This is a genomic window from Streptomyces sp. NPDC006798 (assembly GCF_040635975.1).
GTDB lineage: Bacteria > Actinomycetota > Actinomycetes > Streptomycetales > Streptomycetaceae > Streptomyces.
Genome location: NZ_JBEYIS010000046.1, coordinates 34,783 through 55,766, shown reverse-complemented (window position 1 = coordinate 55,766; position 20,984 = coordinate 34,783). Strand labels below are relative to the sequence as shown.

The following is a 20,984-nucleotide window of genomic DNA, read 5'->3' as shown; positions in this document are numbered from 1 at the left end:
GACTACTCCCCTATTCGCCGTTGTCGGCGTCGGTGACGGTGCCGTCCTTGATGTACCGGGCCAAGTTCAGCTTCGGGGCGTCGAACTTCTCCCGGACCTCCTCGCCCCACAGCACGCTCTGGGTGCCTTCCCACTTCACGAGGCCGGGATTGACGCCGAGCTTGAAACCACCCGGGAGCGGCTTGCCCTCCCGGTAGGGCAGGAAGTCCAGCGGGCTCTTGCCGTCGGCGGCGTAGACGACACAGTCGGACAGGACCGCCACCGGGTACTGCCCGGTGAACGCCGCGTGCTTGATGATCTTGCGGTGCAGGTTGATGCGGGTGCGGGAGATGACGGCCGCGCGGATGTCCGGCCGCCACGTCGGCCGGGACAACGCGCGCCACGGCTGGCCGGGCCGCCAGCTCTCCCCGCGGGGGCGCTCGCGGAGCTTGCCCAGGCCGCCCTTCACCGTCGCCTTGACCGCCGAGACGACGATCGCCAGCTCCGGATCCCGGCCGCGGCAGCCGTCCATTGCCGCGAGGAAATCGGCCGGGTCCGTATCGGCGTGGACGCCGAGATCCGCCATCGTGGCGAGGTACGCGTCGCGCAGCCGCTGATACCAGCCGTCCAGGTAGCGGCCGGACTCGTACCGCACCCACGCCTCGACCGGCCGGACCTCGTAGCCCAGCTCGACGGCGTAGGCGACGGTCGGGGTCGCGTACCAGGCCGGGCCGGCCGGGCGGTCGCCCTTCGGCGTGAACGGCGACGGCAGCAGGCCGCCGTCGAGCGCAACCCACTCCTTGCCCACCTTCACCTTCGACAGGTCGACGTGGGAAAGGTCCACGAGCCAGCTTCCCGGGAGCTTCGGGTCGAACACCGGCGCCTTGACGTGCGTCGGGGCTCCGAGGCCGACGACCAGGCCGTTGGCTCCGGCACCGAAGGCGAGGTTGACGTCGATGCCGACCAGATGACGGCGCAGGCACTCGTCGTCGGTCATCGGCCGCGCCCAGTCGTACGCCTCCTCAAACAACTTCTCCCCCGGGCCCCGGACATGGAAGCGGGGCAGATCGGCAAGGGCGGGGTGCCCGTCGGGGACCTCGCACGGCGGCCAGTTCATCGGGTCGATGGGGTCCTTCCCCAGGCTGCCGGGGTTGTGTTCCGAGGCGCGCTTGCCGTTCTCGTCGGGCGCGGAGGCCCGGGTCGGCGGGTGGAGCGCGGTCATCAGCTCCAGCCCCGTCACGGCGGTCGACCCGCGCGGCGTCATCACCCGCGACGCGTACACCCCCAGGACGCGGGCGAGCTCCGGCGCCGGAAGCTGCCCGGCCGCTCCCCAGTGCCGGGAGTCGAGCGCGTTCCACGACGGGATGCACAACTGGACACAGGACCGCTCCGAGCCGGTCGCGGGCCGGTAGATCCGCGCCCACGGCCCGAACCCGCGCTTCGTCAGCTTCCACTCCGCCCGGACCAGCTGCTTGACAACCTTGTGGCCCTCCGGAATCCGCCCCGCGACCCGCTCCTCCTCCGACAGAGCGACGGGGAGGCCGTAGCGCTCCAGCGCGGACGGCGTGAGAACCAGCAGCGGGTCGGCATCCTTCCCCGGCCCGGACAGCTTCGGCTGCCCGAGCCGCGCCTCCTTCAGCGCCCAGTCCACCAGGGAGGGCAGGGACTTGGCGGGCACCTCCAGGACCAGACCGCCGGTGCCGTACGCCACCACCTTCCCGTTGGCGTCGGCGTCGACCACGGCAAGCGGGCCGTTCTCGAACCGCGGATCAGCATCGGCGGCCGGGGTAGCGGCGGGGGCTGCTTTCCGCGCGCCCGGACGGCGCGACGTCGACGACGGCCTGGTGGTACGCGCCGGGCGGGACGCGGCAGCCGGAGCAGCGACGGGAGACGGGGCGGGGGGCTGGGGGTTCTCGGTTGCAGTCATGACCGCAGCCTCGGGGGCCGGGCCCGTGGACAGAGAACAGTCTTCCGCCAGGGCCGCCGAGGCGGGCACGCCGGTGAACGCAGCCGGGACCACCGCGGGGTCAGGGACAGGGGGCTCCGCCACCGGGGCGGGGTAGAGCTTGGCGAGCCCGTCGAGGAGCCTCGCGTAGGCGTCGCGCTCCGGCGGGCGGGGCTCCGTCTTCCCCGACTCCCAGCCGGACACCGTGGCCCGGCGCACCTTCAGCGCACCCGCCACCTCGTCGATCGTCAGGCCGTGCGCGGCGCGCAGCCGCTTCCGCTCCGCCGGTGGCGGGAGAACGGCGCGAGACGAGAGCAGGGCGTCGACGGCGTCGAACAACTCGGACATGAAACACCTCCGACCAACAGCATACCCCATGAACCGCACATATCGCGTACGAACTGCGTACGGATGCCATACGAATAACGTTCATTGCGATACGTCGTCGCCTCGCGGGGAAGGGGTGTCTTTGCGTCGAAATTCGAACATGCGATCTAATTCGGCCATGGCGCGACAGCACACCTTCCCCACCGACCTTCTGAAGGCCCAGACCGATTGGTACCGCACCTACCGGCACCTCGCCGATACGACGGCGACCAGCACGTCGGGCGCGGCGGCGTACCGCCGTCGGCTCCTGACCCTGTCCGCCCGGATCGCCGGGCATCCCTACTGGGACAGCTCAGCCGGAACCCCGGCAGCCCGGGTCGCGCTCAAGGAACTGGCCCGCACCCTGGCCCAGGGGTGAGCCCGGACAGCCGGACCGGCGCCGTACGGAGCCCGGTGGCGGAACCTCCAGCCGGAACGCAGGCTGGGATCGTGACCGCCCCGATCACCGTCCACCCGCCCAGCCCCACCGGGGGCCGGCGGGTGACAGCGGGCGGGTCGATCCTCGGACTCGCCTTCAGCGACCGGGACCTGGCCGTCTTCCTCGAACGGGCGGGCCTGGAGGACGCCGAGAGCCTCGTCGACGCGGACTCCTCGATGATCGAATGGCGCGGCGCGCCCGCCCACGTCTACACGAACCCGGCGGAGGACTGACCACCGCCCGGCCGTGCGCCGGCGGGGCGCTCTTCCCTCCCGGCCGCGAGCGGGTTTTGTGGCCAGTGGTCCGCGTATGGCCTCGTGCACCGCGGCGTCGCTCCTGTCGGCCACCGGGAAGAAGACCACCAGGCGCAAGCCGGAGAAGACCGCGTAGCCCCCGGCCCCGCCGACGAGCCCCGCACTGACAGCCGGGGTCCCGGGAAGGACGGCGAGACGCCCACGCCGCACCGCCCCTCCCGGGACCGCGCGCAGGCCACGGGGGGCGGCCTGCGTACACCCCGCCCAACGACCCGCCCGCCCACCACGTCACGCCCTCAGCAGCCGACGGCCCGGAGCGAGCCCGGCCGCCCGATGTCAAAAAACGGCCCTCACATGAGGGCCGCTTTTTGAAACCCTGGCATCCCCGCGGGCGCGGGGCGGCGCCGCTAGATGCAGGTATCGGGATCTAACCGGCGATTCCGGGCGACGGCTATTGACCGGCTCCTGATCACGAGCGGGCCCTTTGTGGGGCATGTACAGCGGACTATCCGCCCGGATAGCCGCGCGAGCCCGAGGCGGCTCCGGAGGAGTCACGGCCCAGGTGAGCCGCTGGCGGCCGGGCGGTGGATCCTGCCCGGCCGCCGATCGGATCAGCCGCCGAACCACCAGGTCAGTATTGCCGTAGCGATAGCGGCCACAGCTGCGGCCGCGCTCCAGAGGACAGAAGAACGGGCCCAGAACGGCGGATCCACTGCCCCTAGAGGCGCAGGCGCCGTAGCTGCGGCGTCGCTACGGGAGCCGGGGTCGGCACCGATGATGGTCATCGGCGCGGACACCACCAGTTTTGTCTGGCCGCCCCGGACCGTGATGCTGATCGCCGGGGCGCGGGGTGCCTCGTCCGCGTTACGGTTGTCGGTCACGTAGTTCTCCTTGAGGACTGCGGAGGCCGGGACGGGACATGGTCGACGTGACGCGTCCCGGCAGCTGAAAGCGGTGGGGTCGGCAGAGGGTGCTGGCCCCACCGTGCGGCCTTGGTGAAACGATGGTGCTCCGGGGGGTCCCGAGCCCGCGCGTGGGTCCCACTCACCACAGCGGCAGGGCATCCGCGTCGCGCAGGGCGAGACTCCTCGCCAAATGTCCCTTCGCGTGGCGCACACTCGAGCGAACGAAATGTTCCCCCAGGCCCATCAGCTGGGCGACTTCGGAGTGCGAGTAGCCCATCATGTAGTGCAGGACGATCACATCGAACTGACGTTCCGGCAGTTCGGCGATCGCGGTGAACAGGCCCGTCGTGCTCGTCATCGCGCCCAGGGAAGTCCGGGCGTCCCGCAGCGCATGGCGCACCTGATGCATGTCGGACACAGCCCGAGCCTGTTTGCCGACCTGGCGCCGAAGCAACTGCCAGGCCAGGGCAGCGGGCTCCGGATGCCCCAGGAAATCGGTCCAGACTTCGAGGAGTACGTCGAAGGTCGCCTTGACGGCCGCGTCGGCGCGGTCGCGCGGCAGGTGGAGGCGTGCGTAGGTGGTGTAGCGCGCAGCGTTGTAGGTGCGGAAGACCTCGAAAGCGGGGATCAGGGCTTCGGGGACAGGGACCGCTGCGGCCCGGGGTGCGGCGGACCTGACCGGTTGGGCGGCCGACGCCCCGGGCGGGACTTCCACTGGGAGGGCTGGTGGCATCACAGAGGCGGGCTTGGCGCCCGGCTCCTGCAGCCGGTACCCGGAGGCACTGCCCGGCTCCGGCCGACCCCCCGCCTCACGACAGGGCGGAACCGAAGCGAGCCCGTGCACGGCAGCATGGCAGGCTGTACGCACCTTGGCGGGCCCCTCAACATCGGCTGCCAGCCGTTCCTTCAAGGCACGGACGGTCGACTCCGAAGCCGAGAGCGCCCGTTCCAGCGCCCCGCACTTTGTACGCAGGGTGTTCCGCTCCTCCGTGAGCGCGGCAGTGTCCTTGATGCTGGCGCTCAGTCTGCGCCCCAGCTCAACGACGTTGAGGCGTAACTGGGCGTGGTCTGCGGGGAGTCGTGGGTCCGGCCGTGGATCCGCGACCCGGCCATTGCCTGTCGGTCCGCTCCTTGGCGCCACGACCGGCGGTGTGCCCGAAGTACCGACCATTGCGGGTTCACCACCGCCGAGGACCCGGCGGCCCTGACGGGCGCGGTGCGGTGCCTCGTCCGCAGGAAAGCAGGCGTTGGCCACAGCGTCGACAAAGTCCTCAGTGAGATTGAGACCGGCGAGCCGGTCCGAGACGGTGGCCCGGCTCTGTACGGGCCCCCGTCCCTTGGCCAGCACCGCATGCAGGGCGCTGATGGTGAGATCCGCCTGGTCCAGCCAGGTCCGCAGCATCTCGGCGGCCTTGTTCTGCTGCGGAGTCGCGCCCTTGAGCGGCCCCCACGGACGGGTCCGACGGGTTGGCCGTCGCTCGGACATCGGTAGCGCTCCTTGCACTCATCGGGAGTACCACTGTGGTCCAGAGCGCCGCCTATCCATAGTTGTCCAGCTCAACTTCTGGACAACTCCACCGGTTTCTCGTCCGGTGCCCTGCTGAGTACGGTCCCCAGCCCGCACCGAAGGTCTTCACGGACGCGTTCGCCGACAGATCGAGGCTGGCCGGATGCCGTCGGGGAAGCGAGCAGAACTACCGCCACCGGCGCGCCGACCCGGTCAGCTAGGACCCCCGGCGGGAGACGACCTGTCACTGCTGCTGGAGAGGAACACCCGCGCAGCGCGAGGTGGAAAGAGGCGGGAGCGGTCACGCTGAGGAGCCGTTCGGGGTACTTCCCAGAGAAGCCGGCCCCGCACTTCCAGGTACGGCCGGGCCCGGGCGCGCCGCTACGGTGACGTTGTCGGTGCCGTGCGGATTCACGGGCCATCGGCTTCGGCTCGAGCTTTTCCCGCTCTCTGTTCGGCCTGTTGGAGGCGGGCCGCCGCGTCTTGGGCTGCGGTGCGGGCGCGCGTCCGTTCGCCCCGGGCCCGGCGCAGTTCTTCTTCCAGTCCGGCGACGCGTCCCTCGGCTTCGGTGAGTCGGGCGTCGGCCTCCTGTTTCCCCGCCTTCGCCGTACGGCGGGCCGCGTCCCTGCGGGCGCGGTCGCGGGCGGCACCGGGCTCGCGCTGGCCTGCTGTCCGTGGTGCGGACGTGCCGGAAGCGGGCGGCGCCGTACTGCTGGCTGGAGCCGGTGCGCCGGCCCGGCGGGGCGGAAGGACGTCGGGGCCGAGCCCGGTGAAGCCAGCGGTCGCAGCCGGGGCTTTCACCAGCCGGCCGGCCGACCACAGGTTCGCGGTATCCGGGTCGGCCAGGACCGCGCGCAGCAGTTGCTCGACGTCGTGCTGTACGGACTCGCTCAGCGGGTGCCCGGCGTCTGCGGCCTGGTCGGCCGCCTGGCCGGCGAGGCGGGTGATGACCTGGTGCTGCTGATGCCCCAGCGTGCGGAGCTGATCCGAGTCCAGGGACCGGTGGGCTTGCCGCAGCGCGCGGCCCAGTTGGAGGAACCGGTCGGCCTCCGCTGGGGCTCGGCGGACGAGGAGGTTCGCGGCCCATGCCGCGAGCGTCGGTTTCCGCAGCGCCGAGATCGCCTTCGCTTCCGGCTTCCGCCCCGCCTTCCGGGCTTCGGCCGCGTGTGCGTCCCGCGCCGAAGTGAACTGTGCCGGGGGCAGGCCGTACAGCTCGTCCGCGGCCTTCTCGGTATCCACGATCCCAGCCTGGCCTCCGGCAGCCGGTCCGGCACCCCGGAGACGCAGTGCGGGCCGGTGGGCGTCCGGCTGCGGGTACCGGGTCCGGGGCAGGTGCCGGACGAGGCACCCGGGAGTCATGTTAGGGCCGCTAACTCTCCGCCTCGTGGAATGTTGCAGATTTAAATATGGCCGCTCTTCCGGCCACCCGGGAACCTGCTTATACCACAAACAGTTTGACCGTACGGGTGAAATCAAATATGAATGGCGTCGTGAGAATTCAACGCGCGTAGCGGCCGGATTTTTGTCGAGTGTGCCCTGTTTTGGTGAGGGATTTTCTGTCGGAAATCCGGGCGATTGTCACTCTGTGTACTCAGATTGTCTGCCCACCCTCGGTGAGGCTAGGGTCATCGCTGCGTGAGCCCCGCATGGGCTGCCACCCGCAATGCGCGGGGCCCACGCCGCAATTGCAAACAGATCGAGGAAAGAACATGACCATGTCCATTTTTCCTGACCCCGGCGGAAGTAAACCTGCACGTGAACGGCCTCGCTGGTCCTTTTTCCGCCTCGGTGAGACTAGCAGCCGTGACGAAAATACCCAACGTCACGCGGTGCCGGTTCACTGCCACTTCCTCGCCGTCCCCCGCGGGCCGGTGATCCTCATTACCAGCCCCCGGCGGGCCCTGGCCGAGGCCCTTATCGCGGCCGCCGTCACCGCCGTCACCACCGAGGTATGCCTCCTGGTGTGGGATTTCCTCACCAAGTAGCGGAGACCACGCTCGCCCCCGGCCGTGGAGACGGAACCCCCGTCTCCACGGCCCCCCGGCCCGGGACGCCGAAAACAAACGGCAGAACTCGACCGGATCCGTGACGATAAAACGGAAGTGGAAATCGAAATGCCCCCACCCGCCCCCTCTGTACTCTGCGCCTTCTGCCAGGGCCCGATCCCCCCGCGCACCGGCGCCCGGGGCCGCCCCGCCCTCTACTGCAGCCGCGCCTGCCGCCAGGCCGCCTACCGCGAACGCCACACCCCCGACGCCGACGACCCCCCGCCGGACGCCTACGACCAGCGTCTCGCCCGCCTCGTCCAGGACCTCCAGGCCGACCTCACCGAACTCGCCCTTCTCCTCTCCAGCGCCACCGCCTCCGCCACCAGCCTCGTCACCGCGAGCGACCGCCTCGAACGCCGCGCCCGCGTCCTGTCCGCCGGCCTCGTCCACCACGCCCGCCAGCGCGGCATCACCTGGACCACCCTCGGCACCCTGCTGGCCACCAGCCCCGAAACACTCCGCCGCTCCCACCGGGCCGACCGCCTCCAGCGCCTCCTCGACACCACCCCGGACCATCCCGCCCCCCCGCCCGGCGCCGACACCCCCGACGGCACCGGCAACAGCCCACCGGACGAACCCGAACCGGCCGCCACCGCGGCCGAGCCGACCATCAGGGCATCGCGCTCCCACCTCGCCGAAGTACTGTCGATCCTCCACCGCGAGAGCCGCATCCCGCTGCGCGACCTCGCCAACCGCACCCGCGTCTCCGCCAGCTACCTCAGCCGCGTCTTCGCCGGAACCGACTTCCCCAGCTGGCCCCTCACCGAACGCCTGGCCACCGCCTTCGGCGCCGACGCCGACGTCCTCCACCGCGCCTGGAGCGCCGAACGCACCCGCGCCCCGCGCCCCCGGCCCGCCGTCCCGCCCCCGCCACCCCCCACCCAGCGCGTCAGCAACCTCCTCACCGCCTTCGGCCAGATCCTCGCCACCGACCTCCACCACCGCCCCCTCCCCCTCAGCCGCCTCAAAACCACCCGCCACACCGCCCCCCGCTTCCTCTGACCACCAGCCGGACAGCCCGCCCCACACAAGAAGAAGGCGACCACCACGACTCCGCCGACGGCACGGATCGCGGAGCCCCCGTCCACTGGTAGGCCTCCTCGGCCAGCGCCCGGGAGCGGCGGCCGGTTCAGGGAACGCACGGGCGCGTACCGTCGTCGTCCCCCACGGGTAGCCGACCGTCGGGTATGAGGACGGCCGCCGCGCGGTCGCGCCGGCCGTCGGCCCGGCTCCGCGCAATCGCCGGAGGAGCCGGGACCGCAGTTGCAGTCGGACGGCGGTGAGATACGCCGGAACGTGACAGCGGGCCGCCAGGGGCCAGGACTGCGCTCCGGGCGGCAGGGCCTCGGATGAGTCCCAGTTTTTGAAACCTGCCCGGTCCGTACTGCGGCGGGCGAGGCCGGGATCCGCCCCGTCACTCCTGAATACTCCTTGATAGAGTATTCAGGAGTGAAGGTTTCGTACTGCCGGGGAGGATCCGCCGATGCCCACTGTGAGCCTGTCCTTCGACAAGTCCGTGATCGCGAAGCTGGTCGCGGCCGGTCCGGACGAGACCGTTCATCTCACGCTGTCCCTCGACGTCACCTCCGGCACTGCGCAACCGGCCGGTGCAGGATCGGCAGGGGCGGTCGCGCCGCAGGGGCCGCTCGCGGAGCTGCTGCGGGAGGGGCTCCTGACGGCCGGTGATGTGCTGTCGTTCCGGCAGCAGCGCGCGGGCCGGGAGGCGGTGGCGACGGTGGCCTCGGACGGGCGCCTCGTAGTCGAGGGCCATGCCATGCCGTACGCGTCGCCGTCGAAGGCGGCCTCCGCCGTCACGGGGAGCCCGGCGAACGGGTGGCTCATGTGGCGTACCGCGGACGGCTGCGCGCTGACCGATTTGCGGGACCGGCTCCGCCAGGACTGACCGGTCCCTGTCTTCCCGTGCCTGACCGGCCCGGCTCGCCCGGCCGTACCGTGAACCGTCCTGGAGGAATGACGTGAGTTCCCCGCCCCCGCCCGCGCAGCCTTCGGTTCCGGCTGCGCCGGTGCTCGCGGGTGGCCTGTCCCGTGCGGTGCCGCAGACGCGCCCGGTGGTGGTGTTCGTCCTGGGCCAGCCGGGAAGCGGTAAGACGTTCGTGGTGGATGTGGCGTGCGGGGCGCTGGAGGCGCGGGGCGGGGCGGTGCGGGTGGACCGCGATACCTACAAGGACCACCATCCGGGCTACGCCGCGTTCCTCGCCGAGGACGTACGGACGGCGGGAGTACGGGTACGGGAGGAGACGTACCGGTGGCGGGCCGAGGCCGAAGCCCGGGCCCGGGAGGGCCGGTTCGACCTGGTGGTGGAGGAGGCGCTGGCCGACCCGGCCGCGTGGCTGGCGTCGCTGGCCGGGTGGCGGCGGGCGGGGTACCGGATCGAGGTGGTGGCCCTGGCGGTGCCGGAGGCCGTGTCCCAGCTCGGTGTGCTGGACCGGTACCTGCGGCTCGCCGAGGAGGGCCGGGCCCGGTACGTCTCCTGGGACAACCAGGCCGCCTGCGCCGCAGCGCTCCCCCGGGCCCTCGCTGCCGTCGAGAGCGGACGCCTGGCCGACCGGGTGACCGTCGTCCGCCGCGGCGCCGACGTCGTGTACGCCAACGGGCCCGACGGCACCGGCCGGTGGACGGGTCCGGCCCGTGCGGCGGAGGCGGTGGACACCGAGCGGGCCCGCCCGTGGACCGCGGCCGAGACCGGCGCGTTCCGCCGGCAGCTCGCCGACGCCGACCGCCGCGCCCACAATCCCCGGCTCCCCGCGGACTGGGCGCTGGCGGTATGCCGCGACGCGGAACGCGCGGCCGCGCTCGCCGAGCCCGTCCGCCGCACCGCCCAGCCCAGGCCGGATGCGCCCGGTACCGACTACCACCGCCTCTCCGCCGAGGAACACCGCTACATCTTCGACCACCTGATCGCGCCGGACCTGCTGGAAGACCTCACGCCCCAGGAACGCCCGGTCGCCGTCTTCCTCATGGGGCAGCCCGGGTCGGGGAAGACCGGGATGACCCGCATGATCCGGCACGCTCTGCGGAGCCCGGTGCGGATCAGCGGCGACATCTTCAAAACGGCCCACCCCGACTACTTCCAGCTCCTCCAGGAGGAGCCGCGTACGGCCGGGGAGCGGATCCGCGCGGACTACCGGGCGTGGCAGGCGATGGCCGAGGAACTCGTACGCGGGCGGCGCGCGGACGTCGTCGTCGAGATCGCGCCCGCGAGCGCGGCGTCCCTCGTGAACACCGCGGCGCTCTACCGGCAGGCGGGCTACCGGGTGGAGCTGGTGGTCCTGGCCGTGCGCGCGGCCGACTCCCGCCAGGGCACCGCCGACCGCTGCGCCCGGATGATCGGGCTCGGTGTTCCCGCCCGGTTCACCACCGCGCACGGGCACGCTGTCCACTTCTCGGTACTGGCCGAGGCGGTGGCGGCTGCCGAGCGGGCGCCGGTGGCCGACTCGGTGATGGTGGTGCGGCGCGACGGCACGGTCCTCCACCGCAACGAGCGGGCCCCGGACGGCGGCTGGGAGAGACCGGCGGGAGCGGCAAGCGCTCTGTTCGCCGAGCAGACCCGCCCCTACACCGCCGAGGAAGCGGCCCGGTTCTGGGCGCTTCACCGCCGTCTGCGGGCCGTCCTGCCGCAGTACCGCGCCGATCTGACGCGCATCGCCCGCCTGGCATGGCCGCTGATGCCCGCGCGTCTGCGGCCGCGCAGTCTGTCCGGCCCGTCCGCAGTCCTCGCCCTGCCCCTTCCCCAGGGCCGGTTACGGCCCGCTCACGGCGCCGTCCCCCGCTCCTCCAGCTCCTTGAGACGTTCCGCGTAGAGCCGGCCCAGGCGGGCTACTTCCGCCGGGTCGGCTTCCGCGAGCCGGTTCCGGTCCCGCACCCCAGCCGTCCTCCGGGCCAGCAGCTCGGCCAGACGCCGGGGATCGGCGGTGGAGGCCCTCCGCTCCTCCAGGATCCGCCGGGTGTACCACGCCAGGACCAGGTCCACCGTGGCCAGGGCTGCCCCGAGACCGGCGTCGCCGACAGGGCCGGCCGGATCAGAGGGGGGTACCGGATCGTCCACGGGGTCACCTTCACGGGAGAAATAGCAGCAAGCGGCAAAGAGCCCATTCTCGGCTGACGACCGGCCACGGTCCAACACCAGCGCCGCCGCCGCGCCTTCAGGATGCCGCCGCCGCGCCCCGTACGGCATAGGTTGGGAGATTCCAGCGACGACCTGTGGGGGGACCATGGCCGATCTGCGCACACTGTTCAGCTCCAACGAACCACTCGACGCCGACGAGGCGTTCACCAACCGGGAGCACCAGTGGGCGACGGTCGCCGGCGCGCTGGAGGAACACCTGCAGCGGGTCGCCGCGCCGGGTTTCGATGTGGAGGATATGGAGGCCCCGCGCCGCAATGTGATCGTTTTCCACGGCGTCGGCGGGATCGGCAAATCAACCCTGCTCCGCAAGATCGAGGCCTCGCTCACCACGGCTGGCCAGCGCCCCGCCCAGTGGGGCGAGGTCACCTGGACACAGCGGCTGCTCCCGGTCCGGATCGATCTGGCCCGCTCGGCGTCGACCGGCTCGGACTTCGAGCGCGTCCTCCTCACGATCCGCCTCGCCCTCGCCGCCACCCCCGGCCGCCCGCTGCCCGCCTTCGACGTGGCGCTGCGCCGGTACTGGGAGCACACCCACCCCGGTGAACCGCTCGACGAGTATCTACGGCGGACCGGGCTGGTGGGCCGGTTCGCGGCCACGCTGCCCCAGCAGATGCAGTCCGCGGTCGGCGGGATGGCGGCCGCGCTCCAGCTGCCCGGCGGAGCCGCGGCCGGGCAGGTCGCCGCCACCCTGGTGGAGGGACTGCGGGAGCGCCGCGAGCGCGCCCGCGCCCTGGCCGCCTGCTCCCACGCCGCTGCCCTGCTGGAGGCGACTCCTGATCTGGAGGCCTTGTCCTTCTATCCGCACCTGCTCGCCTGGGAGCTCGGCAGGCTGCCCGCGAAGCACGCGGTGACCCCGGTGTTGTTGCTGGACACGTTCGAGGACACCGCCGACCGGCACCGCGACTTCGAGCGCCTCCTGCAGCGCCTGGTGTATCTCATGCCGAACGTCTTCTTCGTGATCAGCGGGCGCAGCCGTCTCGCCTGGGCTGACCCGGCGCTGCACGGCCGGCTCGACTGGACCGGCCCCGCCGCCTGGCCCGGCCTCGGGGCGGGGGCGGGTGGGCGGCAGCATCTGGTCGGCGATCTCTCCCCCGAGGACTGCGATACCCACCTCGCCCGCCGCCTGGTCCAGGACGGCGAGCCCGTCATCGGGCCCGGGATCCGTACGGTGATCACCGCCCGCTCCCACGGCCTCCCCCTCCACCTCGACCTCGCCGTCGGCCGCTTCCTGGAGATCCGCCGCACCCGCACCCCCGTACCGGACGACTTCGACCACAGCTTCCCCTCCCTGGTCGCCCGTACCCTGTCCGACCTCACCCCGGACGAGCGGCACGTCCTGCGCTCGGTCAGCCTCCTCGACGCCTTCGACCTCGACCTCGCCACCCGCGCCGCCGGCCTCACCCACCAGGCCCCCGCCCGCCGCCTGGCCGAGCGCCCGCTGATCACCGAGAACCCGTACGCGCTGTGGCCCTACCACCTCCACCGAGCGATCCGTACGGCGCTGCGCGACGACCGGACCGAGGACCACTGGACCCCCGCCGACTGGAACCGTGCCGCTGGCCACGCCCTGGCCGCCCTCGGCGAACAATGGACTACCGCCGCGGCCGCGGGCGCGCCGGGCCGGATGCTCCTCGTGGCGTGCCTGCGCCAGGGCCTGCGCCTGGCCCGCGACCACCGCCTCACCGATCTCGGCTGGCTCACCGACGCCGCCCACGCCTACACCGACGACTCGATATGGGAACCCCTCGCCCCACCCACCACCACCGTCGGCACCGGTTCCGGCGGAGTCCCGGACGGCGAACCGGGCCCGGGTACCGGCGGCGCTGGGCTCGAGACGGCCGCCGACGCCCTGGCCGAGCTGCTGACCGCCATCGCGCGCCGCCAGCACGAGCACCGGGCGCGGACCGCCGACCGGCTCACCACGGTCCTCGGCACCGGCCTCCTCGACGGCGAGCTGGCCGATCTCGCCCTCTACTACCAGGCCAAAGCCCACAAGGACCTCGGCCGCACCGCCGAGGCCCGTACGGGAATGCGGCAGGTCGCCGAGGCGGGCGGTCGGCTCGCCCCGAAGGCCCTGCGGGGTCTCGCGAACCTGGACCGGATCTCCGGCGCCTTCCCCGCCGCCCTCGCCGCCGTCCCCACCCTGGGCTGGAAGGGGCGCCACCACCGTGTTGCCGGGGACATCCACTGGCCCCACGGCCACATCGGCGAGGCGGTTGCCTCGTTCGAGGCCGCGCGCGCCGAGGCCGAGCAGCACGACGCCCCCGGCGAGCGCGCCATCGCCCAGACCCGCCTCGCCCTCGCGACCGCGTTCGCCGACCCCGCCCGCGCCGGCGACGAGCTCGGCCTCGCCCACCAGTACCTCGACGGCCTCGACCAGCGCGCCACCACCCTCCTCGCCCACACCGTCGCCCTGATCAAAGACGCAGGACACCCCGGCCACGATGTCCCCGGCCGCGCCCACCAGCTACGGCGGGAGATCACCGACGCCGGGCTCCCCTGGCTGACCCGGTTCCTCGAGCTTGCCCTCGCTTTCCACCACGCCGTCCGCGATGAGCACGACCACCTGGCCGAGACCGTCGACCGGCTCCACACCCTCACCGCGAACGGCGACTTCGCCTACCTCACCGACATCGCCGCCGCCATGGGCGACCTCCCCCACCCGCCCCGCCCCACCGTCCACTGGCTCGACGGCCACACCGCCGTACGCAACCGCTGGCGCACCCTCGTCACCACCCGCCGCGATCGCCTGACCGCCTCGTCCTGACCCTCAGGAGCAACGGATCCATACGCACGGCACGCGGACACGGCAGTGGCCTCGGACCCGGAAGATCCCGGGTCCGAGGCCACTGCCGTGGGAAAGGGAAGAGATCAGCTCGTGCCGGGGTCCCGGCCGACGAGATGCGACAGCAACTCGACGATCTGCGCCTGGTTGCGGTCCATCTTCGTGTTCAGGTCCCGCACCTCTTGGGCGAGATCGCTGATCTTCTCGTCCAGGCCGCCGACCTTCTGGTCCAGGTTGCCCACCTGGAGACGGACTGCGGTCAGGTCCGACTTGACGATCCCGAACTCGCGGTCGATCTTGCCCTGGGCCTGCTCGTAGCGCCGGGTGAGCGCAGCGAGCTCGCTCTGCGCGATAGGATCTTCGGCCACCCCGGGCCCTCCTGCCAGATCATGAAAAGACACGGTCATCAGGTGCTCCACGATATCCCGCCCGGCGGTCGGCGTACGGCCACCCGGATGGACCGGCCCGAGGTCCGGAGCGAGCCCCCAGACCACCGCGACACATGTCGCAGTGGTAGCGGCGCCCCGGCAGCCGCAAGACCGGCCGAGCACCCGATCCGCCTCCACCACCGACCCCGGGCCGAGTATCCCCGTAGTGGGGCGGAGTGGACTAGGGGGGCGGGTGAGGCGGGTATCACAAGCAAAGCCTTATATCGGCTATAGCCCCCAAAACGACTAGAATCAGCAAACGGCATGACAGGTTATGGCGGCGGCCTTAGCCTGGACCTCTCGCATCGAGGTAACCGAGAGGGCAAGAACATGGGCCTGAGCGCAACCCGTCTAACCTGCTTCGCACTTTTGTCGGCGATTGAGGAAGACCTCAGGCTGCGAATTGAGTTCGCCATGTACGGAATTCCAGTGGAAGATGTCCTAGGAGAAAACCGCATGGCGAGTGCGGCTCAGCGCTTTACGCGAGACCAAGGCGGTGTTTCGGCCCCCAGCCTTACAGATCTGCTCCCCTATGTAGAGTTCGCCGACTCATTTGAGATCCTCAACTCTGCGGGGAGTAACCTTGAATCACGTGAGCGTGATTTCGTCAGGGAGAACACTGCACTCCTCCAGAAACTCATCCCCGTGAGGAATCGAGTCGCCCATACTCGACCTCTGGAGTTTGACGACCTGCCCACAGTACTTGACATCGTAAAGCACTTCTCTGACTCTGCAGACATCGATACGCCAAGATGTGATCAAGTGCTCGCAGAGCTTGATAGAGACCCCTCCTTTGTCTTGGGCCTCGAAATCCGGTTCCTTGATGTCCCCACCGATTCGGTGACTAGACACAACCTCCCCATCCCAGATTTCGACGAGACGGGGTTTGTTGGACGGAAGTCCACAGTCAGGGCGCTGATTAAGCATGTCCGAGGCCCCTATCCAGTAATCAGCCTCGTGGGTGACGGCGGAATCGGAAAAACTTCACTTGCCCTTAAAGCTGCTTACGAAATTTTGGATTCCCCTGACAATCCATTCGACGCTGTCGTCTGGACGACTGCGCGAAACTCTCTACTCACTGCCGGAGAGATCAAAAAGATCCAAGGCGCCGTGAAGGACTCTCTTGGGTTGCTGAGGGCTGCTGCAGAGGAGCTCGGCGGAAAGAATGCCACCGAGGACCCAATGGCGGAAGTCCTTGAATATATGCAGCACTTCAAAGTGCTGCTTATCTTGGACAATCTGGAAACTGTGCTCGACGCAAAGCTGCGCGAGTTCCTAGCCGAACTGCCTAACGGAAGCAAGGTGATTATTACAAGTCGAATTGGTATTGGTGCTATGGAAATGCCGATCAGGGTTGAGCCGCTGGAGAAGGGCGAAGCAATCAACTTGCTCCGCTCCTTGGCTAAGATTCGAAATGTCCCTGCTCTGCAAGGAGTCAGCCCGGCTGTAATAAACGGCATCATCGAGAAGACCTCGGCACACCCTCTGTACATCAAGTGGTTTGTTTCCGTGGTGCAGTCCGGTCGACGCCCTGAGGATGCCCTCAGTAGCGGCCTACTTCTTGACTATTGCATGTCGAATGTGTATGGGTACATCAGCGAGAGTGGGCGACTCGTGCTGCGATCCATGCAGACATTGACCGGCACTCACAATCAAGCTGAGCTGGCATATCTGAATGACCTGGACGTCAAGCGCTTGCAGTCCGCAATTCTCGAATTGATCACGACAAACTTCGTTCTCATGCGCACGGCAAAATCCGGCAACTCCGTAGTAACAGAGTACGAACTGAGTGAGTTTGCCCTCAGTTACCTGGAGAAACATCACCCGGTATCCGAAGAAGAGCAGCATTGGCTTCGCGAAAGAAATTCCACCCTATTTGCCTATGGCGAGCAGATCGCCTTGAAGTCCAAGCGTGACCGTTATGACACGAACTCGCTCGACGTGCGCGACGCTAAAGATTTCAGCGTCGCGGCCAAGCTTCTTGAAGCGTTGAGCCTCATCTATCGGGGCGAGTTGGGGATTGCGCTAGAAATCATCCAGGATGCCACTGAACTGGCTCCTGATTATCACGAGTGCTTCCGCATCGAGGCCATGGCGCGTATTGCTGGACATAACTTCCACGGAGCCAATACGGCTTTCGAGAAGGCGCTCGGACTCAATTCCGATAGTTCCGCACTGAATTGGTTCTATGCTCGATTCCTGATTAACGAATTCGGCCAACCGCAGGTCGGTCTAACCTACCTTCAGCGGGCCGCCGCTCTCGATCCCCGAAGTTCAACCATCAGGGTTGAAATCGCTAAGACTCATCAACAGCTTGGACATGATGAGCTGGCAAGAGACACCTGCCTATCCTTGCTCAACAGCCCAGAAACCGCCCTAGAGATCAAATCTCGCGTTCTTGAGATCTATGTAAAATCGGCAATGTCTACGGCGAGTAAACTGTATGGAGCCTCGGACTATGCTGGCTGCCTGGAGATCCTTGAATCGCTGAAAGATGCACTGGAAAGCCTGCAAGGCGTCACTGCCGACGACCTGGTTCGCGATCGCGTGAACTACGCGAGGAGTCTTTCCCGAGGCGTGCGCCTCAAGGCAGCTGATGACTACCTTGGCCGGGCGGCAATCGCTATCAACATCTCGCTGGCGCGATGGCTTGGAGTGAGTTCGGCCGAAGGGGCCGACCGCTCATACGGCATCGTCAAGAATATTCAGTCTGAGCGAGGTTTCGGATTCGTTAAACCAGCCGACGGTGGTCCGGATGCCTTTTTCCACGCAACGGATGTTCGACCTGCGGGGGAGTTTGCGCAACTCCGGGTCGGGTCTGAGATCTCCTATAAAATGATCATTAAATCCGGGAAGAGTCGGGCTGTCGAAGTATGGATCGTTGAGCGATAAATCTTAAAGATATTGTCCATTCAGATCGACCCGACGGGGTATCTGTTGCGCGCGCTACTTGCTGGTCGGGCAGGTCGGCGGGGTTTTTGACGAGGAAGCCGTCTTGTGCCAGCCGGGCGGAGTGTCGGGGCGCGCGTGCCGGTCACCGGTGGCGGCGGTCTGCCACTCCACCGCCTCAGGGATGGCCGGATCCACCCGCGACGGTGGTACCGACTTCTGATGTGCGGCGAGCGCGGCAGTGGCCGGACCGGTGGGCGCGCCCGGCCAGGAGGTGCCCGTCGATCACCAGCGGGCCGGGCTGAACACCCGCCGTGTCCCGCTCGCGCGGAGACGATGGTGAGTACGTCTTGGTCGTCAGCGGGGCGTAGAGGGCGGGTTCGAGCGCAGGTCGGCCAGCAGGATCTCGACGAGTGCCTCGCGTGCGGACCGAATGCGCTCGAGCCGCAGCCGGTCCTCGTCGCGCCGGTGGTCGCGGATCGCGGGTCCGGACCTCAGCGCGGGGATCCTGGCGTAGCGGCCGGTGTGGTGGACGCCGGAGTCTGCCCGGCACACCGATCCGGGCGACGCCCCGCACCGCGGGCACGGTTCGCGCTCGACCGTCTCGGCGCGGGCGATCTCGTCCAGCTCACCGTTCACACGTTTCCCCTCCGCCCGGCGGTCGCCGGGGACGTCTCGAATACCCGTCCCGCTTCCCGGTGGCGCCTACAGGTTCCGGGACGTTTTCCGGGACGGCCCCGGCGACCGCCGGGCCGCGAACGGCGACCGTCCTGGAAACGACCGATTCCGGGACGGCGGACACCCCGCGGGCGCGGGGCGGATGTACGCACTCCTCAGCAAAGCCCGGATGCCTACTTCATGGGCGGGTCGGCACGGTCGAGGCGGAGCGCGATGGCGCGGGCGCCGACTTTGGCGAGAGCGGCGAGGGCTGCGGCCAGGTCGAGGTGGACCTGGTTCCCTTCGTCGGGGTAGTAACCCTCGTCGACCGACTCGAGGTGCTCCTCGGCTGCCCGGATCAGTTCCAGAACGCGGGCGACGTCGGTCTCGGAGCGAGTGACGCCCGCGAGCGCCCGGGTGATCTCCTCGGCTTCCTTCCGGAGTTCGGTGAGGGTCTCGGGGGTCTTCCGTACGGACACGGCGCGCTCCAGAAGAAGGGGAAGAATCGGGGTGCCGGGAGCGCCGTCCGCAGCGGGACGGGCTTGGACGCGCGGTGCTCTCGCCGGGGCCGGGGCCATCGGCTACCGTGGCGTCTACGCGACTCCCCGGGTGCACCTGCGGAGGAGCGGCTCCCACCCCGGGCGGGAACCCCAGGATGAGAGCCACACGGAACAGGGTTTTCGGCCTGAGCCTCATATGTCGGGGCTCAGGTCGGCCCTATCGCTTCAGCCACCTCCCCAGTACCCGCGCGGCCCGGACCAGCAGGTCCTCGCCACGCTTCCGGAGATTCGGCTTCCGCTTCCCGTGACGCCCCATGGGCGCCTCCCCTCAGACCGGCCGCCGAAGTTCCCGGCCGGCGGCCTTCCTTCTCGGATTCGGGCCGGGCCCCGAAGGCGGGGGCCCGGACGCGTCCGTTGAGGGGAGGCGCACCGCAGTGCGCACCGGCACCCTACCGGCCCCGCACCCGGGTCATCTGGCGGTTCGTCAACCCGGCCGAAAGACGATCACGCGTACGGGATTCCGGGTCGGCCGTCCTGGCGGAATCGCGGAATCAGGGCTGTGATCGCGACAAACCCTTCCGAAGCTTCCGTCGGCGGGCGGGAGCGACGGCAATCTGGGGGTGTGGAGGACTTCGAGTTCGAATGCGGGTCGTGCTGGGAGACGAACGTGATCCAGGGGCGTCCGAAGGGGTTCTGGACGACGACGCACTACGAGTTGCCCGGTGAGTGGACGTGCTGGTCCTGCGGAGAGGTGAACCTCACCCCGGACGACTGACCGGCCGGGCCACGGCCGAGCGACTGCCACACGCCCGGCCGGATCCAGGGCCGTCTGGCGTGGCGCCGCCGGTGCGGCGCGCAGGCGAACCGTACGCGCCCCGGCCCCGCGAGCGGGACTACCGCGAAGTCGCCCTCCCCGGCGCCCAGGCGGTCGTCGTCTACTACGCCAGCGCCCCAGCCGCCCTCACCATCACCGCCGTACGGCTGATCAGCCTCTGACACCTCCGGGGGCCCGGCGGGTGCCATGGTGCGGACGCCGGTCTGTTCCTGGTCGTTTCGCGGCTCAGTCCGCCGCTCGGCGTTCGTCCTCCAGGTGGGCCATGGCGTAGCCGTGTTCGTCGGGATGACGGGCCAGGCGGGCCATCGCCCACGCGGTCCGGGCATCCATCCCCTCGCCGAACTCGGCGGCCACGCGCCGCGCCTGCCACGTTGTGCGCGGGGCGAGCACCCACCGCGTGAGCGGGAACCGGACCCGGCCAACGCCAGGTCTCGTCCGGCCTGCCCCGTCGGGGGAGTCCTCGGCAGGGAAGTCGGGAGTGATCGGGTCGGGCACGATCGCGAGTCTGGCGACGGCCACAGCCGTCGAAGCGGCGATCAGGCCCGAGATCACCGGAACGGACGGCACCGCAGGGATCTCGGTTGACGACCGTTCGCGCAACCGCACCGCCCGCCACAAGGCACTGACCAACGGCGTTACAGCGCCTGGTCCGGCCGGGACGTGTGGGAAGCCCAGACCCTGCCGATGGGGGCAGCGGGGTCCCGGGCTTCAGAGGATGTGGGTCAGTGGCTGTGGAGGATGCGGACGGCGGTGACGACCAGGTCGAGTCCGTTGGTGACGTAGTAGCGGACCACGGCCCCGGCGATGGTGGCGGTGCGGCGGTCCCGTTCCCGGGGGTTTCCGGCAGGGTCGGATCCGTGGCCGTACGGGTCAGTGCCGAGGGTGCGCGCCATCTCCTTCTCGAACCGGGCCCGGTAGTCCGGCGGCATGGCCTTGCGGGACGCGGCGGCGAGGCCGCTGTACTCGATCCGGTAGCGGCTCACCGCTCTCCACCCCCGCCGTCGCCGAGGTCGTCCTGGGGGATCGAGTCGGAGTGGTCGCCGGCCTTCAGCCGGGCGATCACCTCGTCCTCCTCTGCCAGCGCCTCCGGCGGGAGCGCCCAGTCCGCGAGGACCTGCGGCAGCTTGGCCGCATGGGTACGGGCGATGACCAGGTCGAACTCTTCGGCCCGTTCCGGGGAGAGCGTCGCCCGGATCCCCTCTATCGTCGCCGGGAGCTCCACCAGCTCCCCGCCGATGACGGTGGTCCACGTCCCGGCCTCGTCCACCGACTGGCTCATGACCTGGTCCCTCTCTCCCGA

21 protein-coding genes are annotated in these 20,984 nt (G+C 69.7%); 10 read left to right on the top strand and 11 right to left on the bottom strand.

Annotated features, from left to right (window positions below; all coding sequences use genetic code 11):
- Positions 1-10 precede the first annotated feature (10 nt).
- Positions 11-2,272: a helix-turn-helix transcriptional regulator gene (locus ABZ714_RS26735; protein WP_358827889.1), complete on the bottom strand. Its 2,262-nt coding sequence runs from the start codon at positions 2,270-2,272 to the stop codon at positions 11-13.
- 157 nt (positions 2,273-2,429) lie between these two features.
- On the opposite strand from ABZ714_RS26735, the gene ABZ714_RS26730 reads away from it, so the two are divergent.
- Together ABZ714_RS26730 and ABZ714_RS26725 are read left to right on the top strand one after the other, a co-directional pair.
- Positions 2,430-2,669: a hypothetical protein gene (locus tag ABZ714_RS26730; protein ID WP_358827888.1), complete on the top strand. Its 240-nt coding sequence runs from the start codon at positions 2,430-2,432 to the stop codon at positions 2,667-2,669.
- Between the two features lie 71 nt (positions 2,670-2,740).
- A complete protein-coding gene (locus ABZ714_RS26725; RefSeq protein WP_358827887.1) occupies positions 2,741-2,962 on the top strand; it encodes a hypothetical protein in 222 nt (73 codons plus the stop codon).
- Between the two features lie 632 nt (positions 2,963-3,594).
- On the opposite strand, the gene ABZ714_RS26720 is transcribed toward ABZ714_RS26725, so the two are convergent.
- The 3 genes from ABZ714_RS26720 to ABZ714_RS26710 all read right to left on the bottom strand — a co-directional run bounded on the left by ABZ714_RS26720 (position 3,595) and on the right by ABZ714_RS26710 (position 6,634).
- Entirely contained in the window at positions 3,595-3,864 is a 270-nt protein-coding gene (locus ABZ714_RS26720) for a hypothetical protein (RefSeq protein WP_358827886.1), read from the bottom strand.
- A gap of 163 nt (positions 3,865-4,027) precedes the next feature.
- The gene (locus ABZ714_RS26715) at positions 4,028-5,374 is read right to left on the bottom strand and encodes a sigma-70 family RNA polymerase sigma factor (RefSeq protein ID WP_358827885.1); all 1,347 of its coding nucleotides are present in this window, start codon (positions 5,372-5,374) and stop codon (positions 4,028-4,030) included.
- Between the two features lie 432 nt (positions 5,375-5,806).
- Positions 5,807-6,634: a hypothetical protein gene (locus ABZ714_RS26710; RefSeq protein ID WP_358827884.1), complete on the bottom strand. Its 828-nt coding sequence runs from the start codon at positions 6,632-6,634 to the stop codon at positions 5,807-5,809.
- 590 nt (positions 6,635-7,224) lie between these two features.
- On the opposite strand from ABZ714_RS26710, the gene ABZ714_RS26705 reads away from it, so the two are divergent.
- The 4 genes from ABZ714_RS26705 to ABZ714_RS26690 all read left to right on the top strand — a co-directional run bounded on the left by ABZ714_RS26705 (position 7,225) and on the right by ABZ714_RS26690 (position 11,264).
- Entirely contained in the window at positions 7,225-7,380 is a 156-nt protein-coding gene (locus tag ABZ714_RS26705) for a hypothetical protein (RefSeq protein ID WP_358827883.1), read from the top strand.
- Between the two features lie 129 nt (positions 7,381-7,509).
- Positions 7,510-8,445 (top strand): helix-turn-helix transcriptional regulator, encoded by a 936-nt coding sequence (locus ABZ714_RS26700; protein ID WP_358827882.1) that lies wholly within the window; start codon positions 7,510-7,512, stop codon positions 8,443-8,445.
- Positions 8,446-8,926: 481 nt separating this feature from the next.
- Positions 8,927-9,346 carry a DUF4357 domain-containing protein gene (locus tag ABZ714_RS26695; protein WP_358827881.1) on the top strand — a complete coding sequence of 140 codons (420 nt, stop codon included), beginning with the start codon at positions 8,927-8,929 and terminating at the stop codon, positions 9,344-9,346.
- Between the two features lie 148 nt (positions 9,347-9,494).
- Positions 9,495-11,264: a zeta toxin family protein gene (locus ABZ714_RS26690; protein ID WP_358827880.1), complete on the top strand. Its 1,770-nt coding sequence runs from the start codon at positions 9,495-9,497 to the stop codon at positions 11,262-11,264.
- Here the strand turns inward: ABZ714_RS26690 and ABZ714_RS26685 are convergent.
- Positions 11,216-11,509 carry a hypothetical protein gene (locus tag ABZ714_RS26685; protein WP_358827879.1) on the bottom strand — a complete coding sequence of 98 codons (294 nt, stop codon included), beginning with the start codon at positions 11,507-11,509 and terminating at the stop codon, positions 11,216-11,218. The genes ABZ714_RS26690 and ABZ714_RS26685 overlap by 49 nt on opposite strands.
- Before the next feature lie 166 nt (positions 11,510-11,675).
- Here ABZ714_RS26685 and ABZ714_RS26680 point away from each other — a divergent pair, with 166 nt between their 5' ends.
- Complete coding sequence (locus ABZ714_RS26680) at positions 11,676-14,357, top strand: ATP/GTP-binding protein (RefSeq protein ID WP_358827878.1); 2,682 nt, start codon at positions 11,676-11,678, stop codon at positions 14,355-14,357.
- Positions 14,358-14,461: 104 nt separating this feature from the next.
- Here the strand turns inward: ABZ714_RS26680 and ABZ714_RS26675 are convergent, their stop codons facing one another.
- On the bottom strand, positions 14,462-14,782 hold the full coding sequence (locus tag ABZ714_RS26675) for a hypothetical protein (protein ID WP_358827877.1): 321 nt from the start codon (positions 14,780-14,782) through the stop codon (positions 14,462-14,464).
- A 285-nt stretch (positions 14,783-15,067) separates the two neighbouring features.
- Here ABZ714_RS26675 and ABZ714_RS26670 point away from each other — a divergent pair, with 285 nt between their 5' ends.
- The gene (locus ABZ714_RS26670) at positions 15,068-17,695 is read left to right on the top strand and encodes an NB-ARC domain-containing protein (RefSeq protein ID WP_358827876.1); all 2,628 of its coding nucleotides are present in this window, start codon (positions 15,068-15,070) and stop codon (positions 17,693-17,695) included.
- Between the two features lie 354 nt (positions 17,696-18,049).
- Here the strand turns inward: ABZ714_RS26670 and ABZ714_RS26665 are convergent, their stop codons facing one another.
- Entirely contained in the window at positions 18,050-18,331 is a 282-nt protein-coding gene (locus tag ABZ714_RS26665; RefSeq protein ID WP_358827875.1) for a hypothetical protein, read from the bottom strand.
- 212 nt (positions 18,332-18,543) lie between these two features.
- Entirely contained in the window at positions 18,544-18,828 is a 285-nt protein-coding gene (locus tag ABZ714_RS26660; RefSeq protein WP_358827874.1) for a hypothetical protein, read from the bottom strand.
- A gap of 643 nt (positions 18,829-19,471) precedes the next feature.
- Here ABZ714_RS26660 and ABZ714_RS26655 point away from each other — a divergent pair.
- Both ABZ714_RS26655 and ABZ714_RS26650 read left to right on the top strand, forming a co-directional pair.
- The gene (locus ABZ714_RS26655; RefSeq protein WP_358827873.1) at positions 19,472-19,624 is read left to right on the top strand and encodes a hypothetical protein; all 153 of its coding nucleotides are present in this window, start codon (positions 19,472-19,474) and stop codon (positions 19,622-19,624) included.
- A gap of 71 nt (positions 19,625-19,695) precedes the next feature.
- Positions 19,696-19,845 (top strand): hypothetical protein, encoded by a 150-nt coding sequence (locus tag ABZ714_RS26650; protein WP_358827872.1) that lies wholly within the window; start codon positions 19,696-19,698, stop codon positions 19,843-19,845.
- A gap of 64 nt (positions 19,846-19,909) precedes the next feature.
- On the opposite strand, the gene ABZ714_RS26645 is transcribed toward ABZ714_RS26650, so the two are convergent.
- The 3 genes from ABZ714_RS26645 to ABZ714_RS26635 all read right to left on the bottom strand — a co-directional run bounded on the left by ABZ714_RS26645 (position 19,910) and on the right by ABZ714_RS26635 (position 20,963).
- Positions 19,910-20,251, bottom strand: a complete 342-nt coding sequence (locus tag ABZ714_RS26645; protein WP_358827871.1) for a hypothetical protein — start codon at positions 20,249-20,251, stop codon at positions 19,910-19,912.
- Between the two features lie 155 nt (positions 20,252-20,406).
- Positions 20,407-20,667, bottom strand: coding sequence for a hypothetical protein (locus tag ABZ714_RS26640; protein WP_358827870.1), 261 nt, complete (start codon positions 20,665-20,667; stop codon positions 20,407-20,409).
- Positions 20,664-20,963: a hypothetical protein gene (locus tag ABZ714_RS26635; RefSeq protein WP_358827869.1), complete on the bottom strand. Its 300-nt coding sequence runs from the start codon at positions 20,961-20,963 to the stop codon at positions 20,664-20,666. The genes ABZ714_RS26640 and ABZ714_RS26635 overlap by 4 nt, the downstream gene beginning before the upstream one ends.
- Positions 20,964-20,984: the final 21 nt, after the last annotated feature.